This is a genomic window from Variovorax sp. YR752 (assembly GCF_943372545.1).
On the sequence record NZ_CALRZC010000092.1, the window covers coordinates 14466 to 28993 of the forward strand.

At 67.7% G+C, this 14528-nt stretch carries 12 protein-coding genes; 1 reads left to right on the forward strand and 11 read right to left on the reverse strand.

All coding sequences use genetic code 11. The features are described 5' to 3' along the window. Positions 1 to 5: 5 nt before the first annotated feature. The 11 genes from mraY to dksA all read right to left on the reverse strand — a co-directional run bounded on the left by mraY (position 6) and on the right by dksA (position 12297). Positions 6 to 1184 (reverse strand): phospho-N-acetylmuramoyl-pentapeptide-transferase, encoded by a 1179-nt coding sequence (gene mraY, locus AAG801_RS21050; RefSeq protein WP_192194967.1) that lies wholly within the window; start codon positions 1182 to 1184, stop codon positions 6 to 8. A 15-nt stretch (positions 1185 to 1199) separates the two neighbouring features. Next, positions 1200 to 2651, reverse strand: coding sequence for a UDP-N-acetylmuramoyl-tripeptide--D-alanyl-D-alanine ligase (gene murF / locus AAG801_RS21055; protein ID WP_341890118.1), 1452 nt, complete (start codon positions 2649 to 2651; stop codon positions 1200 to 1202). A gap of 5 nt (positions 2652 to 2656) precedes the next feature. Beyond that, positions 2657 to 4213 (reverse strand): UDP-N-acetylmuramoyl-L-alanyl-D-glutamate--2,6-diaminopimelate ligase, encoded by a 1557-nt coding sequence (locus AAG801_RS21060; protein ID WP_341890119.1) that lies wholly within the window; start codon positions 4211 to 4213, stop codon positions 2657 to 2659. Position 4214: 1 nt separating this feature from the next. Further along, positions 4215 to 5969: a penicillin-binding protein 2 gene (locus AAG801_RS21065; RefSeq protein ID WP_101491205.1), complete on the reverse strand. Its 1755-nt coding sequence runs from the start codon at positions 5967 to 5969 to the stop codon at positions 4215 to 4217. Then, positions 5966 to 6310 (reverse strand): cell division protein FtsL, encoded by a 345-nt coding sequence (ftsL, locus tag AAG801_RS21070; RefSeq protein ID WP_341890120.1) that lies wholly within the window; start codon positions 6308 to 6310, stop codon positions 5966 to 5968. The genes AAG801_RS21065 and ftsL overlap by 4 nt, the downstream gene beginning before the upstream one ends. Before the next feature lie 2 nt (positions 6311 to 6312). Continuing rightward, entirely contained in the window at positions 6313 to 7236 is a 924-nt protein-coding gene (gene rsmH / locus AAG801_RS21075; RefSeq protein WP_341890121.1) for a 16S rRNA (cytosine(1402)-N(4))-methyltransferase RsmH, read from the reverse strand. 8 nt (positions 7237 to 7244) lie between these two features. After that, the gene (mraZ, locus tag AAG801_RS21080) at positions 7245 to 7673 is read right to left on the reverse strand and encodes a division/cell wall cluster transcriptional repressor MraZ (RefSeq protein ID WP_056576192.1); all 429 of its coding nucleotides are present in this window, start codon (positions 7671 to 7673) and stop codon (positions 7245 to 7247) included. A 273-nt stretch (positions 7674 to 7946) separates the two neighbouring features. Further along, positions 7947 to 9275, reverse strand: coding sequence for an ATP-dependent protease ATPase subunit HslU (hslU, locus tag AAG801_RS21085; RefSeq protein ID WP_101491208.1), 1329 nt, complete (start codon positions 9273 to 9275; stop codon positions 7947 to 7949). Between the two features lie 2 nt (positions 9276 to 9277). Further along, positions 9278 to 9823, reverse strand: a complete 546-nt coding sequence (gene hslV / locus AAG801_RS21090; RefSeq protein WP_042578379.1) for an ATP-dependent protease subunit HslV — start codon at positions 9821 to 9823, stop codon at positions 9278 to 9280. A gap of 104 nt (positions 9824 to 9927) precedes the next feature. Continuing rightward, positions 9928 to 11583, reverse strand: coding sequence for an STAS domain-containing protein (locus AAG801_RS21095; protein WP_341890122.1), 1656 nt, complete (start codon positions 11581 to 11583; stop codon positions 9928 to 9930). A 48-nt stretch (positions 11584 to 11631) separates the two neighbouring features. Next, the gene (gene dksA, locus AAG801_RS21100; protein ID WP_101491210.1) at positions 11632 to 12297 is read right to left on the reverse strand and encodes an RNA polymerase-binding protein DksA; all 666 of its coding nucleotides are present in this window, start codon (positions 12295 to 12297) and stop codon (positions 11632 to 11634) included. 670 nt (positions 12298 to 12967) lie between these two features. Here dksA and AAG801_RS21105 point away from each other — a divergent pair. Continuing rightward, positions 12968 to 14503 carry a YdgA family protein gene (locus AAG801_RS21105; RefSeq protein ID WP_341890123.1) on the forward strand — a complete coding sequence of 512 codons (1536 nt, stop codon included), beginning with the start codon at positions 12968 to 12970 and terminating at the stop codon, positions 14501 to 14503. Positions 14504 to 14528: the final 25 nt, after the last annotated feature.

Below are 14528 nucleotides of genomic sequence, written 5' to 3' on the forward strand. Positions count from 1 at the left end.
TGTGGTTACCGCAGCTTCAGCGTGGAAAGGCCGATGAGGCACAGCAGCATCGTGATGATCCAGAAGCGCACGACGACCTGCGTCTCGCGCCAACCGCTCTTCTCGAAGTGGTGGTGCAACGGCGCCATCTTGAGCACGCGGCGGCCTTCGCCGTAGCGCTTCTTCGTGTACTTGAAGTACATGACCTGCGCCATCACCGAGATCGCCTCGACCACGAAGATGCCGCCCATGATGAAGAACACGATCTCCTGGCGCACGATGACTGCGATGGTGCCCAGCGCGCCGCCCAGCGCCAGCGCGCCCACGTCGCCCATGAAGACCTGCGCCGGATGCGTGTTGAACCAGAGGAACGCGAGGCCCGCGCCGGCCATGGCCGAGCAGAACACCAGCAGCTCGCCCGAGCCCGGGATGTAGGGGAACAGCAGGTACTTGGAAAACACCGCGCTGCCCGTGACGTAGGCGAACACGCCCAGCGCCGAGCCCACCATCACCACCGGCATGATCGCCAGGCCGTCGAGGCCGTCGGTCAGGTTGACGGCGTTGCTTGCACCCACGATCACCAGGTACGTGAGGATCACGAAGCCGATGCCGCCCAGCGGATAGCTCACTTCCTTGAAGAAGGGCACCAGCAGGTTGATCTTGGGCGGAAAGTCGAGGTCGAAGCCCGAGCGCACCCAGGCGAAGAACAGCTCGAGCACGCGCCAGTTGGAGCTCTCGGAAATGCTGAACAGCAGATAGAAACCCGCGAGCAGGCCGACCACCGATTGCCAGAAATACTTCTCGCGCGAGCGCATGCCTTCGGGGTCCTTGCGCACCACCTTGCGCCAGTCGTCCACCCAGCCGATGGCGCCGAAGCCCATCGTGACCCACAGCACGATCCACACGAAACGGTTCGACAGGTCGAACCACAGCAAGGTGGCGAACGCGATGGCGAACAGCACCAACACGCCGCCCATGGTGGGCGTGCCGCTCTTGGTCAGGTGCGTTTCCATGCCGTAGCCGCGGATCGGCTGGCCGATCTTGAGCGCGGCGAGGCGGCGAATGACGTACGGGCCGGCCACCAGGCCGACCACGAGCGCGGTCAGCGCGGCCATGAGGGCACGGAACGTGAGGTACTGAAAAACGCGCAAGAACCCGAACTCGGGCGACAGCGTCTGCAGCCATTGGGCCAGGGACATCAGCATGGTGTGTTGCGCGGCTCATGCGTCATGACCGGCCTCCTTTTGTTGTTGTGCCTCGATCGCCTGCACCACGCGTTCCATCTTCATGAAGCGCGAACCCTTGACCAGCACGCTGCCCAGCTGCGGCAGGCGGGCGAGCACGGCCGCGCGGAGCGTGTCGAAATCGTCGAAATGACGGCCACCGGCATCGCCGGCGTCGTCGTTGTTGTTGTTGAAAGCCGTCGCCGTGTGCACGGTCTCGCCGCCCAGCGTGTAGACGGCGTCGAGCCCGCGCTGCCGCGCCCAGGCGCCGACTTCGGCGTGAAACGCGGGTGCGCGGTCACCGACCTCGCCCATTTCGCCGAGCACCAGCAGGCGCGGCGCGGGCAGGCCGGTGAGCACATCGATGGCGGCAATCACGGAGTCGGGGTTGGCGTTGTAGCTGTCGTCGACCAGCGTGAGCGCGTGCCCGCCGGGCAGCACGATCTCGACGGCCCGCGAGCGGCCCTTGACCGGCTCGAAGGCCGACAGGCCCGCGGCGATGGTGTCGAGCGACACGCCGGCCGCCAGCGCGCAGGCGGTGGCGGCGAGCGCGTTGCCCACGTTGTGGCGGCCTGCGATGTGCAGGCGCGCGTCGAAGGCGCCCAGCGGCGTGCGCACGCGCACGGTCCAGGCGCCCTGCTGCCATTCGGCGCTGTCGAGCGAGATGTCGGCGTCGGCGTGCTCACCGAAGGTCAGGCAGCGGCGCGAGCCGTTCTGGCGCGCCATGTCGGTCCACAGCGAGGTGAAGGTGTCGCCGTAGGGGAACACGGCGGTGCCGTCGTCGGGCAGCGCCGCGAACACGGCGGCGTTCTCGATGGCGACCGCCTCGACGCTGGCCATGAACTCCTGGTGCTCGCGCTGCGCGTTGTTGACCAGCGCGATGGTCGGGCGCGACATGGCGGCCAGCCGCGCGATCTCGCCCGGGTGGTTCATGCCCAGTTCGAGCACCGCCAGCTGGTGCTGCGCGCGCAGGCGCATCAGCGTGAGCGGCACGCCGATCTCGTTGTTGAAGTTGCCGGCCGTGGCCAGCGCGCGGTCGGCGCGGAAGGCGGCGAGCACGGACGCGATCATCTGCGTGACCGTGGTCTTGCCGTTGCTGCCGGTGACGGCGATCAACGGTAGGTTGAACTGCGCGCGCCAACCGGCGCCCAGCGCACCGAGCGCGACGAGCGAATCGGGCACCTCGAGGCCGGCGAGGCCCGCGGCTTCGAGGCCGCCGTGCGCAATGGCGGCCACGGCGCCCTGCTTCTTCGCATCGGCCAGGAAATCGTTGGCATCGAAGCGCTCGCCCTTGAGCGCAACGAACAGGTCGCCGGCGGCCAGGGTGCGGGTGTCGGTGTGGACGCGCGCGACGACGGTGGCGGGGTCGCCCACGAGGCGTGAACCCGGCACCCATTGCTGCGCTTGCGCCAGCGTGAGGTTGAGCGGCGTGGAGAGGGGCGTGGCCATGGCGGTCATGCGGCACCCCGCTTTGCGAGCGCGTCGAGCGCATGGGTCTTGTCGGAGAACGGCAGGCGCTGGCCCGCGATCTCCTGCCACTCTTCGTGGCCCTTGCCGGCGATGAGCACCACGTCTTGCGGCGCCGCCTGCGCGATGGTTTCGGCGATGGCGCGGGCACGGTCGACCTGCACGCGGGCCGCCTCGACACGCGTGAAGCCGCGCAATGCCTGGCTGATGATGGCGTCGGGGTTCTCGTTGCGCGGGTTGTCGCTGGTGAGCACGACGTGGTCGGCCTGCCGTTCGGCGACGGCGGCCATCAGCGGGCGCTTGATCGGGTCGCGGTTGCCGCCGCAGCCGAACACGCACCAGAGCGCGCCGCCGCGCTGCTTGGCGAGCGGGCGCAGGCCAGCGAGTGCCTTGTCGAGCGCGTCGGGCGTGTGGGCGTAGTCGACCACGGCCAGCGGCGCACCGTCGGTCGGCTGCACGCGGTCCATGCGACCCGGCACGCTGCTGAGGTGGGCGCAGGCGGCCACGGCCTGCGCGAGCGTCAGGCCCAGCGCGCGCAGGGTGCCGAGCACGCCGAGCAGGTTGGCGACGTTGTACTGGCCGATGAGCCCGGTGGCGAGTCGTTCGGCAGGCGCCGTGCTGCCGTGCTCGGCCACGGTGAACTGCAGGCCCTGGGCGTCGTAGCCGATGTCGCGCGCCATGAGCCTTGCGGGCTTGCCAGCGGCCGAGACGGTCCAGACGTCGAGCGCGCCGATGCCGGCGTCGAGCAGGTTGGCGCACAGGCTGGCGCCGTGCATGTCGTCGATGTTGATCACGGCGGCGCGCAGGCCGGGCCAGCGGAACAGCTCGGCCTTGGCCTGCCAGTAGGCGTCCATGCTGCCGTGGTAGTCGAGGTGGTCCTGCGTGAAATTGGTGAACACGGCGACCGCGATGCGGCTGCCGTCGAGCCGGCGCTCGGCGATGCCGATCGACGAGGCCTCGATGGCGCAGGCGCCGAAGCCGTCGGTGACGAAGTCGCGCAGCGCGCGCTGCAGCATCACGGGGTCGGGCGTGGTCAGGCCGGTGTAGGTGAGCGCGGGCGGCACGCCGATGCCCAAAGTGCCGACCACGGCGCAGGGCGACGGGGCGCCGCGCTCGGTCGTGCCGTCGGGGCGCATGGCGCGCACGCCGCCGGCCGCGCGCAGCGTGGACAGCGATTCGGCCAGCCACCACGCGGTGGAGGTCTTGCCGTTGGTGCCGGTCACGGCGAGCACATCGAGCTGCGCCGAGGGGTTGTCGTAGAAGGCGGCGGCAATCGGGCCGGTGGCGGCCTTGAGGCCGGGGTAGCTCACGATGCGCTCGTCGCCGTCGAAGCCGAAGGCCTCCACGCCCTCGTGCTCGACGAGGCAGGCCACGGCGCCCTGCGCCAGCGCGGCCGCCACGTGCTGGCGGCCGTCGGTCGCGGCACCGGGCCAGGCGATGAAGGCATCGCCCGGGCCGATCGCGCGGCTGTCGGCCTGCAGTGCGCCCTGCACGCGCTCTTTCAGCCAGAACGCGGCGGTGGTGGGGGAAGTGAATGTCAGCATGTCAGAAGCTCTCGGGGACGTCTTGCGTCTGCACGAGGGGTTTGACCGCCAGATCGGGCGGGACGTTCATCATGCGCAGCGTCTGCTGCACGACTTCGCTGAACACGGGCGCCGCGGCGAGGCCGCCGTAGTACTGGCCGTCGCTGGGCTCGTCGATCATCACCGCGACGATGATGCGCGGCTTCTCGATGGGCGCCATGCCGGTGAACCAGGCGCGGTACTTGTTGCTGGCGTAGCCCTTGCCGACCTGCTTGTGCGCCGTGCCCGACTTGCCGCCGACCGAGTAGCCGACCGTTTGCGCGCGCGTGCCGGTACCGCCCGGGCCGGCGGCCATCTGCAGCATCTTGCGCACCGCGAGCGCGTTGGACGGCGAGAACACGCGCACGCCGACCGGCGGCTCGGTGTTCTTCAGGATGGTCACCGGAATGATGGAGCCGTCGTGCGCGAACGAGGTGTACGAATGCGCCATCTGGAACAGCGACGCCGACAGGCCGTAGCCGTAGGCCATGGTGGCCTGCTCGACCGGCTTCCAGGTCTTCCACGGGCGCAGCCGGCCCGTCACGGCGCCGGGAAACTGGATCTGCGGCTTCTGGCCGTAGCCGAGTGCGGTGTAGGTGTCCCACATCTCGTGGGGCGTCATCTTCTGGGCGATCTTGAGCGCGCCCACGTTGCTCGACTTCTGGATCACGCCCTCGACCGTCAGCGCCCCGTAGTTGTGGGTGTCGCTGATGGTGAAGCCGCCCAGCTGGTAGCGCCCGGGCGCGGTGTCGATGATGGTCGAGGGCTTCACGCGGCCGGCCTCGAGCGCCATCGCCACGGTGATGGGCTTCATGGTCGAGCCGGGCTCGAAGGTGTCGGTGAGCGCGCGGTTGCGCAGCTGCTCGCCCGTGAGGTTCTGGCGCTTGTCGGGCACGTAGCTCGGGTAGTTGGCGAGCGCCAGCACCTCGCCGGTGGTGCTGTCGAGCACCACCACGCTGCCGGCCTTGGCCTTGCGCGCCGTGACGGCGTCGCGCAACTTCTGGTAGGCGAAGAACTGCACCTTGCTGTCGACGCTGAGCTGAATGTCGCGGCCCTCGACCGGCGGCACCTGCTCGCCCACGCCCTCGACCACGCGGCCCAACCGGTCCTTGATGACGCGGCGCGAGCCGGCCTTGCCGGCCAGTTCCTTGTTGAACGCCAGCTCGATGCCTTCCTGGCCGTTGTCTTCCACGTTGGTGAAACCCACCACGTGCGCCGCCGCCTCGCCCTCGGGGTACTGGCGCTTGTATTCCTTGCGCTGGTAGATGCCCTTGAGGTTGAGCGCGGCGATCTGCTTGGCGATGGGCTCGTCGACCTGGCGCTTGATCCAGACGAAGGTCTTGTCTTCGTCTTCGAGCTTCTTGTCGAAGTCCTTCTGCGGCATGCCGAGCAGCTTGGCCACCTGCTTGAGCTTGGCGCGCACCTCGGGGTCGTCGCGTTCCACGTCTTCGGGAATGGCCCAGATGCTGGGCGCCACCACGCTGGAGGCCAGGATGAGCCCGTTGCGGTCGAGGATGCGGCCGCGGTTGGCCGGCAGCTCCAGCGTGCGTGCAAAGCGCACTTCGCCCTGGCGCTGGAAGAAGCTGTTGTTGAAGACCTGCACGTACGCGGCACGGCCCGCCAGCATGACGAAGCCGAAGGCGATGCCGGCGACGATGAACTTGCTGCGCCACACCGGCGTCTTGCTCGCGAGCAAGGGGCTGGTGGTGTAACGCACGCTGCGGTTGCCGCGGCTCATCGGGTGGGCCTCGCGGTGGCGGCGCCGGGCTTGGGCGGCGTGGTGGGCGGCAGCGGTGCGATGGCCGGGATCACCGAGCCGTCGGGCCGCACGTACTGCGTGATGGCCGGCGAGGCCGTGCGCATCTGCAGCTGTTCCTTGGCCAGCTTCTCCACGCGCAGCGGCGTGGCCTGTGCGCGCTTTTCCACCTGCAGGCGGTCGTGCTCGGTTTCGAGCTTGCGCGCCTCCTGCTGGGCGCGGTCGAACTCGGTGTAGAGCTGGCGCGACTGGTACTGGGTGTGCACAAGGTACAAAGCCGTCGCAATGACGGCCAGCAGAAGGAGCAGGTTGATCCGCGCCATGGCTACCCGGCTTCCGTGCGTTCAGCCACCCGAAGGATGGCGCTGCGCGAGCGCGGGTTGCCGCGCACTTCTTCTTCAGACGGCTTGATGCGCTCGAGCGCATGCAGCTTCATCACCTTGGGCGCAGCGAAGGGCGCGCGTCGGTCGTAGACCTCCTTCGAGTGCTTGGCGATGAACTGCTTGACGATGCGGTCTTCGAGCGAATGAAAGCTGATCACCGCGAGCCGGCCGCCGGGCGCAAGCACCGACAGGCTGGCTTCTAGCGCTTGTTGCAGCTCCTCAAGCTCGGCGTTGATGAAAATCCGAAAAGCCTGAAATGTGCGCGTTGCAGGGTTCTGGCCCTGCTCGCGGGTTTTGACCGTGCCAGCCACGAGCTCGGCCAGTTCGGTGGTGGTTGAAATTGCGCCCCGTTCTTGTCTGCGAGCAACAATCGCCTTTGCAATCTGAACAGCAAACCGTTCTTCGCCATAGTCACGGATCACCTCTGCAATTTGTTGAAGTTCGGCCGTTGCCAGCCACTCGGCCACGCTCTCGCCGCGCGTGGTGTCCATGCGCATGTCGAGCGGACCGTCGAAACGAAAACTGAAGCCGCGCACCGGGTTGTCGATTTGCGGCGAACTCACGCCCAGGTCCATCAGCAAGCCGTTGACGCTGGCGTCGGGCAATTCGCCCAGCGAGCGGAATCCCTGGTGGCGGATAGAAAAACGCGCATCCGAGATGCGCGCTGCTTCGGCCACTGCTTCTGCATCCTTGTCGAATGCGATGAGCCTGCCTTCCGGCGCCAGCCGCGCGAGGATGGCGCGCGCATGCCCTCCGCGGCCGAAGGTGGCGTCCACGTACGTGCCCGCGGCTGCCGCGCTGCCGGAAAGAACTGCTTCCACCGCCTCGTTCAACAAGACGGTCGTGTGGGTCAGGGGGGTGTTCACGGGGCTCCTCAGAACGCGAAGTCCTGAAACACATCCGGCATCTCGCCCTGGGTGGCCTCGGCCTCCTTGGCCTCGTAGGTCGCCTTGTCCCAGAGTTCGAAGTGGTTGCCCATGCCCAGCAGCAGCGTTTCGCGGTTGATGCCGGTGGCGGCGCGCAGCTCGGGCGACACCAGCACGCGGCCGGTGCCGTCCATCTCGACGTCCATCGCGTTACCGAGGAAGACGCGCTTCCACCACTGCGCCGACATCGGCAGCGCAGCGATGCGTTCACGGAATTTTTCCCATTCGGGACGGGGGAACACCATCAGGCATCCGTGCGGATGCTTGGTGATCGTGAGCTGGCCGCCCGCCGTGGCGCTCAGGACGTCGCGATGCCGGGTCGGCACGGAGAGCCGCCCCTTGGCATCCAGACTGAGCGATGAAGCGCCTTGAAACACGACCACGAAACCCCTGTGGTGGGAGGTGCCGCGACACCCGAAAGGGGCGTTGCCCGCACTTTTTCCCACTTAACTGCACTTTTTTCCACTGTAGCAGGAAACACTTGCGACGCAACTGGGGCCCGGGGGTATTTTTTGTAATGGAATCAACGACTTAGCGCCGATTTCCAAACCTGGAAATCGGCGAATTGTGTTGAAAATGAAGTACTTAGCTCACGCAGTGAAAGTGATGCGTGAAGGACGACCCCGTTACAGGGGCCGAGGGAGGCGACTTCAGAGGATGAAGCGCGAAAGGTCTTCGTCGTGACTTAGTGCCGCGAGGCGCTCGTCGACATAAGCGGCATCGATGCGGACCGTCTGGCCCTCGATGCGGGTGGCGTCGAAGCTTACCTCATCGAGCAGGCGCTCCATCACGGTCGAGAGGCGGCGTGCGCCGATGTTCTCGGTGCGCTCGTTCACCTCGAAGGCGATGGCCGCCAAACGCGTGATGCCGTCGGGCGTGAAGTCGAGCGTCACGCCTTCGGTGGCCAGCAGCGCCTGGTACTGCTTCACGAGCGACGCGCGGGTCTGCGTGAGGATGCTCTCGAAGTCCGACACCGAGAGCGATTGCAGCTCGACGCGGATCGGAAAGCGTCCCTGCAGCTCGGGGATCAGGTCGCTCGGCTTGCTCAGGTGGAAGGCGCCGCTCGCGATGAACAGCATGTGGTCGGTGCGCACCACGCCGTACTTGGTCGACACGGCCGTGCCTTCCACGAGCGGCAGCAGGTCGCGCTGCACGCCCTGGCGCGAGACGTCGGAGCCCTGCGCTTCGCTGCGCGTGGCGACCTTGTCGATCTCGTCGATGAACACGATGCCGTTCTGCTCGGCGTTGGCAATCGCCTGCGTGCGGATCTCGTCCTCGTTGACCAGCTTGGCGGCCTCTTCGTCGATCAACAGGCGCATCGCCTCGGCGATCTTGAGCTTGCGCGTCTTGCGCTTGCCGCCACCGATCTGGCCGAACATGCCGCGCAATTGCTCGGTCATTTCCTCCATGCCGGCGGGGCCCATGATCTCCAGCGGCGCGCGGGTCTCGGCGAGGTCGAGCTCGATCTCCTTGTCGTCGAGCTGATGCTCGCGCAGCTTCTTGCGGAAGGCCTGGCGCGTCGGGTTGGGGCTGTCGAGTGCGGGCGCGGCGCCATCGGCGCCGCGCGCCGGAGGCAGCAACGCGTCGAGGATGCGCTCTTCGGCCGCATCTTCGGCGCGGGCGCGCACCTTCACGCTCTCGGATTCGCGCGTCTGCTTGACGGCGATCTCGGCGAGGTCGCGAATGATCGAGTCGACGTCCTTGCCCACGTAGCCCACCTCGGTGAACTTGGTGGCCTCGACCTTGATGAACGGCGCATCGGCCAGACGGGCCAGGCGGCGGGCAATTTCGGTCTTGCCGACGCCCGTCGGGCCGATCATGAGGATGTTCTTGGGCGTGATCTCGTGGCGCAGCGTGTCGTCGACCTTCTGGCGGCGCCACCGGTTGCGCAGCGCAATGGCCACGGCGCGCTTGGCGGCGGGCTGGCCGACGATGTGGTTGTCGAGCTCGGAGACGATTTCCTGGGGGGTCATGGACATGGTCAGAGCGCTTCCACCGTGTGGTTCATGTTCGTGTAAATGCAGATTTCTCCGGCGATCGCCAGCGATTTGCGCACGATCTGCTCGGCCGAGAGGTCGGTGTTGTCGATCAGCGCCTTGGCCGCCGACTGGGCGTACGCGCCACCCGAACCGATGGCGATCACGCCGTCTTCGGGTTCCAACACGTCGCCATTGCCGGTGATGATGAGCGAGGTCGTGGCGTCGGCCACGGCCAGCATGGCCTCGAGCTTGCGCAGCACGCGGTCGGTACGCCAATCTTTCGTGAGCTCGACCGCTGCGCGGGTCAGGTGGCCCTGGTGCTTTTCGAGCTTGGCCTCGAAACGCTCGAAGAGCGTGAAGGCATCGGCGGTGGCGCCGGCGAATCCCGCCAGGACCTTGCCGTGATAGAGCCGTCGCACTTTGCGCGCCGTGCCCTTGATGACGATGTTGCCGAGAGTGACCTGCCCGTCCCCGCCAATGGCGACCTGATCGCCTTGGGGGGTCTTGCGGCGCACGCTCACGATGGTGGTGCCGTGAAACTGTTCCATCGCAGCCATCTGGGGATGGGCCCCGCCAATGCAACCCCTGCGGTCGGACAAGCTGCTGGCGGAAAAAACGCGGCGCCGAGGCCGCGAACGCCCCTGTGCCGGGGTCAGTTCTTGCGGACGGCGACCGTGGCGTGGTCGGTGATGCCGATCAGGCCAAAAAGCGCCGCAATCAGCCGGTGCGCATCGACGAACTGCACCCGCTCGCCATTCGCGTCGCGCTCGCGGACCCAGCTCAGCAGCGTGCCGGCCGCCGCCAGGTCCATGCGCAGCAGGGCCGCGCACGAGATGACCGGCGCCGTCGTGTGGCGCAGGTCGTGGTCCAGGCGCTGCCAGCACGACAGCGAATCGCCGCGCAGGTCGCCCGCCAGCGCGGCAAAGCCGCTGTCGGTGGACGGAAAGCTCTCGGAATCGCCCCCGACCGACAGCAGCGACCACACCGAGCTCGGCCGGCTCGCCGGCGGCGCGGCCAGCGAGGTGCACTCGCCCTTCGGGTCTTGCCAGGACGGCGGCGACACCTCGTAGGTGATGCAGTAATTGAGTGCCACCAGCTCGAAGTCGTCAGGCATGTGCAGCATGCGCAGCGTCGCGAGACGCAGCTGCCACCAGGCATCGTCGGGATGGCGCTCGTTGTTGGGCGTGGCCGCGGCCAGCACGGCCAGAAGTTGCGAGGCGCCGAAGAAGCGCAGCTGCACCGGCGAATCGGACCAGTGCGTGAACAGGATGCGCAGCGGCGCGACGGCCGGCGGATCGATCTCGGCGAGCGCACGCCAGTCGAGCGTCCAGACCATGCCGGCCTGAGAGAGCGCGCGCGTGAGCGCCATGAGCCCTTCGCGCGTGAGGTGTGCGGGGCTGGCCCAGTCGGAGGCACCCGTCGTGTCGGAGGCCGCTTCGGCGTCCTCGCTGGCGGTGACGGCCTTCACGCTGCGCGCGAGCTCGTCGAGCGACACCCAGTCGGGGCCCATGCGCTTCATGCGCTGCGCATAGCGCATGCGGGCAGCCGCGAATTTGGCGGCGTCGCCGATGGCGCGGTACAGGTCGAACAGCGCGCGCCAGCGGGCGTCGTCGCGCTCCACCGTGGCGGCTGCGGCGCCGTCATCGGCGGAGGGCACCGGCTCGGCGGCCAGCGCCTGCAGCAGGATGGCCTCGGCGCCGGTGTCGTCGCCGTGCGCGAAGCGGATCACCGCTTCTTCGAGTGCGCCGTCATGGGTGAGCCGAGATGGCTGCGGCGCGGGGACGGCGGCGGCGGCAACCACCGGCGCGTCGGCCACGAGTGCAGAAGCGGCCGGTGCGCCCGGCTCGGCCGGCAATTGGTCGCCGCCGCTGTCGACCGGCGGCAGCGTTTCAGCGCCCGCATCGGGCGGCGGATTGACCAGCGTCTCGCCGTTCGGCCCGCGGCCCTTCCACCACTGCTGCGACATCTGCTCTTCGATCTCGTCGATCTTCTTGAGCGTGAGCGCGCGGCCTTCGGGTTTTTCGGAAGTGCTGTTGAGGTTGAACGACGAGGGCGTGACCGTCGCTTCAAAAGCATGGGCCGCCGCCTCGCGTTGGCGCAGCTTGCGCAGCATGTCGAACTCGCGGCGGCGCACGAAGTCGTTGCGCTGGCGCCGTTCGATCATTTCCTTCAGCATCTCGCGGCTGTAGGTCTGCTCGGGCAGCGACGAGTCGGAGGACGGGGCGTCCAGCTCCGACCAGTCTTTCAGGGGATTTCGAACGAACTTGGCCACCTTCGAAAAAAGGCGGCCTGACTCTTCCTTTGCCATTCAGAGAAGGTTATCGAAAGCGCGAATTTCTCTCTACCTTGCTGCGGCTCAATCCCCGAACATTTTCTGCTTCAGCTCGCGGCGCTGCTGCGCTTCGAGCGAGAGCGTGGCGGTCGGGCGGGCCAGCAGGCGGCCGACGCCGATGGGCTCGCCGGTCTCGTCGCAGTAGCCGTAGTCGCCAGCGTCGATGCGCTGGATCGACTGCTCGATCTTCTTGAGCAGCTTGCGTTCGCGGTCGCGCGTGCGCAGTTCGAGCGCGTGCTCTTCCTCGATGGTGGCGCGGTCGGCCGGGTCGGGCACGACCACGGTGTCTTCGCGCAGGTGCTCGGTGGTTTCACCGGCGTTCTCGAGGATGCCGCGCTTGAGTTCGACGAGCTTCAGGCGGAAGAACGCCATCTGCTTGTCGTTCATGTACTCGTCGTCGGGCATCGCGATGACCTCGGCGTCGCTCAGCTCGGCGGGCGTCTTGGTCTTCCAGTTGTTGAGCAGCTTCGGGTCTTTCTTGACGGCCAGCGGCGGCGGCGGCACCAGCGCGGTGGAAGGCGCCTGCGAGAAGCTGGACTTGGCGGCGGTCGAGGCCACGGATTGCGGCATCGAGGGCACGGTGAGTTGCGACAGCCGGGACACGCGGCCACCACGCGCGGCGGGAGCGGGCGTAGCGGGGATCGAGGGTGTCGCCGGGGCGGAAGAAGAGGCGGCAGCCGTTTTTTTCATGGGGGTCGGGGGAGCAGAAAGGGTGGCCGCAGAACGGCCGACCGGTTGGGATGACGTAGGCGCCGTGCCCGCGGACTTGGTTGCGGGCTTGGCGGACTTCTTGGCAGCCGCGGTCCCGGTCTTGGCCGGGGTTGCCGCAGGCTTTTTGAGAGCGCTTTTCTCTTTCGCGGCAGGGGCGGCAGCAGCGGTGGCGGAAACCTTCTTCGCCGCGGGTACAGCCTTTACAGCCGGCGCCTTCTTTGCGGCGGGCTTGGTGGCTGGCGTGGCCTTGACGGCGGGTTTCTTCACGGTGACTGGCTCCTTGTACGAACTGGAACGCGCTTTCACTGGGTGTCTCCTCCCAAGGGAGTCGTTGCGGGTGTCAGGCCGCGCGGGCTCCACGTGTCGGGGGGCGTCCGCAGGTGGGCGAACCCCGGGGTTATACCCCCGAAAGCCCGCCAAAAACCCTTGGCGCCCCGTGCCGTAAGTCATATCTCGCCCCTGTGGACGAAGCATGGCTCCCGGAACAGGCGCGCGATTGTATAGAGAACTCGAAACGCAGCGCCATCGGGTACCGCACTGCCCTGCTCCGGTAGCATCGCGCGGCGCCGCCACAGGGGGTGGCGCAGGCACGCCGCGCGCCGCGGGAGGCAGCGCGACGGCCGTTCAAACAACCGATCGGAAAGCAATCTTGAACAAGAAAACAGCATTGGGAGTCCTGGCCGCGGCCATCGTCGTTGCCTATGGCGGCAGCACCTGGTGGGCCGGCACGCAAATCAAATCGAGCTACGACGTCGCCCTCGGCGAACTGCCGAAGCAGACCGCGCTGGTGCGCGTGATCGAGCGCAGCTACGACCGCAGCTTCTTCGGCGCCGTGAGCACCGTGACGCTCGAACTGGGCTGCCCGGCCGAGGCCGAAGCCGCCACCGCCCCTGCCGCATCGGCACCCGCCGCCGCGCCGGCCGCAGACACGACCGACGTCGCCCAGGCCACGACCGAAGGCGAGGAAGAAGAACCCACCGAAGACGACAGCGACGCCAAGGCCACGCCGCCCAAGCCCGTGCGCATCACCTTCCGCGACACCATCCACCACGGTCCGTTCGCCGGTGGCACGCTGGCCGCGGCCGTCATCGACAGCGAACTCGTGCTCGACGCCAAGGCACAGGCCGAGGCCGAAAAGCTGTTCGGCAAGGCCAAGCCGGTGACCGCGCACACCAAGGTCGGCTTCGGCGGCGGCTTCACCAGCGACCTCACGGTCGCGCCCGCCAAGCTGATCGAAGAAGGCAAGGGCGAGTTCGCCTGGCAAGGCGCGCAGGCCCGCCTGGACATGGACGCGGCCCGCACCCGCCTGCGCTACGACATGACGATGCCGGGCATGGACATCAATACCGCCTCCAAGGGCGTGCAGGTGAAGGTGGGCAAGTTCACCGCCAAGGCCGACATGGACGGCAGCGCCGGCTGGCTCCTGGCCACCGGCAAGTCCGAAGGCCGGCTCGACAGCTTCGAGCTGAACGCGCCCAAGGGCCTGCTCCCCGGCGGCGAGGGCGCCGCCCCCGCCAAGTCGATCAAGGTGCTGCTGCAGAACGTCGACCTGATTGCCGAAGCCACCATCAAGGACGGCCTGTACGCCTCCGAAGGCGCCTTCAAGGGCAAGGGCAAGGTCAACGAGACCGCCATCGACAAGTTCGAGATCGCCAGCAGCGCACGCCGCATCCAGGCGGCCGGCTACAAGAAGCTGGCCGACGCCTGGCTGCAGTCGACCGACGGTGCCGGCTGCGGCCAGCGCAGCAAGGGCCAGAAGGACGCGATGCAGGCGCTGATCAAGCAGCTCGCGCCCGACCTCAAGGCCATGGCCAAGCACAGCCCCGAGGCCGGCCTCGACCGCATGCTGATCGAGATCGGCGGCCAGAGCGCCGAGATCAGCTACTCGGTGGCCCTCGCCGGCGTGACCGACGAAGACCTGAAGCTGCCCGGCAACACGCTGCTGCTCCAGCGCGGCGTGCTCAAGGCCAACGCGCGCGTGCCCGTGAAGTGGATCGAGAAGCTGGCCGAAACCGGCGCCGAGAGCGGTCAGACGCCGCCGCCTGAAATGGTCGCGGGCCTGATCGAACAGGCCGAGGAGAGCGGCTACGTGAAGCGCGCGGGCGACGACGTGGTCAGCCAGGTCGAGTTCAGCGAAGGCCAGCTCAAGCTCATCGGCAAGCCGGTGGGGAATTTCGGCAAGTAACCAATTCCTGCCCCATGAAAAACGG

What these genes read in the sequence shown, in the direction of transcription:
- AAG801_RS21065 (WP_101491205.1), bottom strand. Translation starts at nt 5,969, where the DNA reads ATGAGCCGCGGCAACCGCAGCGTGCGTTACACCACCAGCCCCTTGCTC.
- hslV (WP_042578379.1), bottom strand. Translation starts at nt 9,823, where the DNA reads ATGGAACAGTTTCACGGCACCACCATCGTGAGCGTGCGCCGCAAGACC.
- AAG801_RS21095 (WP_341890122.1), bottom strand. Translation starts at nt 11,583, where the DNA reads ATGGCAAAGGAAGAGTCAGGCCGCCTTTTTTCGAAGGTGGCCAAGTTC.
- dksA (WP_101491210.1), bottom strand. Translation starts at nt 12,297, where the DNA reads ATGAAAAAAACGGCTGCCGCCTCTTCTTCCGCCCCGGCGACACCCTCG.
- murF (WP_341890118.1), bottom strand. Translation starts at nt 2,651, where the DNA reads ATGGCCACGCCCCTCTCCACGCCGCTCAACCTCACGCTGGCGCAAGCG.
- ftsL (WP_341890120.1), bottom strand. Translation starts at nt 6,310, where the DNA reads ATGGCGCGGATCAACCTGCTCCTTCTGCTGGCCGTCATTGCGACGGCT.
- mraY (WP_192194967.1), bottom strand. Translation starts at nt 1,184, where the DNA reads ATGCTGATGTCCCTGGCCCAATGGCTGCAGACGCTGTCGCCCGAGTTC.
- AAG801_RS21060 (WP_341890119.1), bottom strand. Translation starts at nt 4,213, where the DNA reads ATGCTGACATTCACTTCCCCCACCACCGCCGCGTTCTGGCTGAAAGAG.
- hslU (WP_101491208.1), bottom strand. Translation starts at nt 9,275, where the DNA reads ATGTCCATGACCCCCCAGGAAATCGTCTCCGAGCTCGACAACCACATC.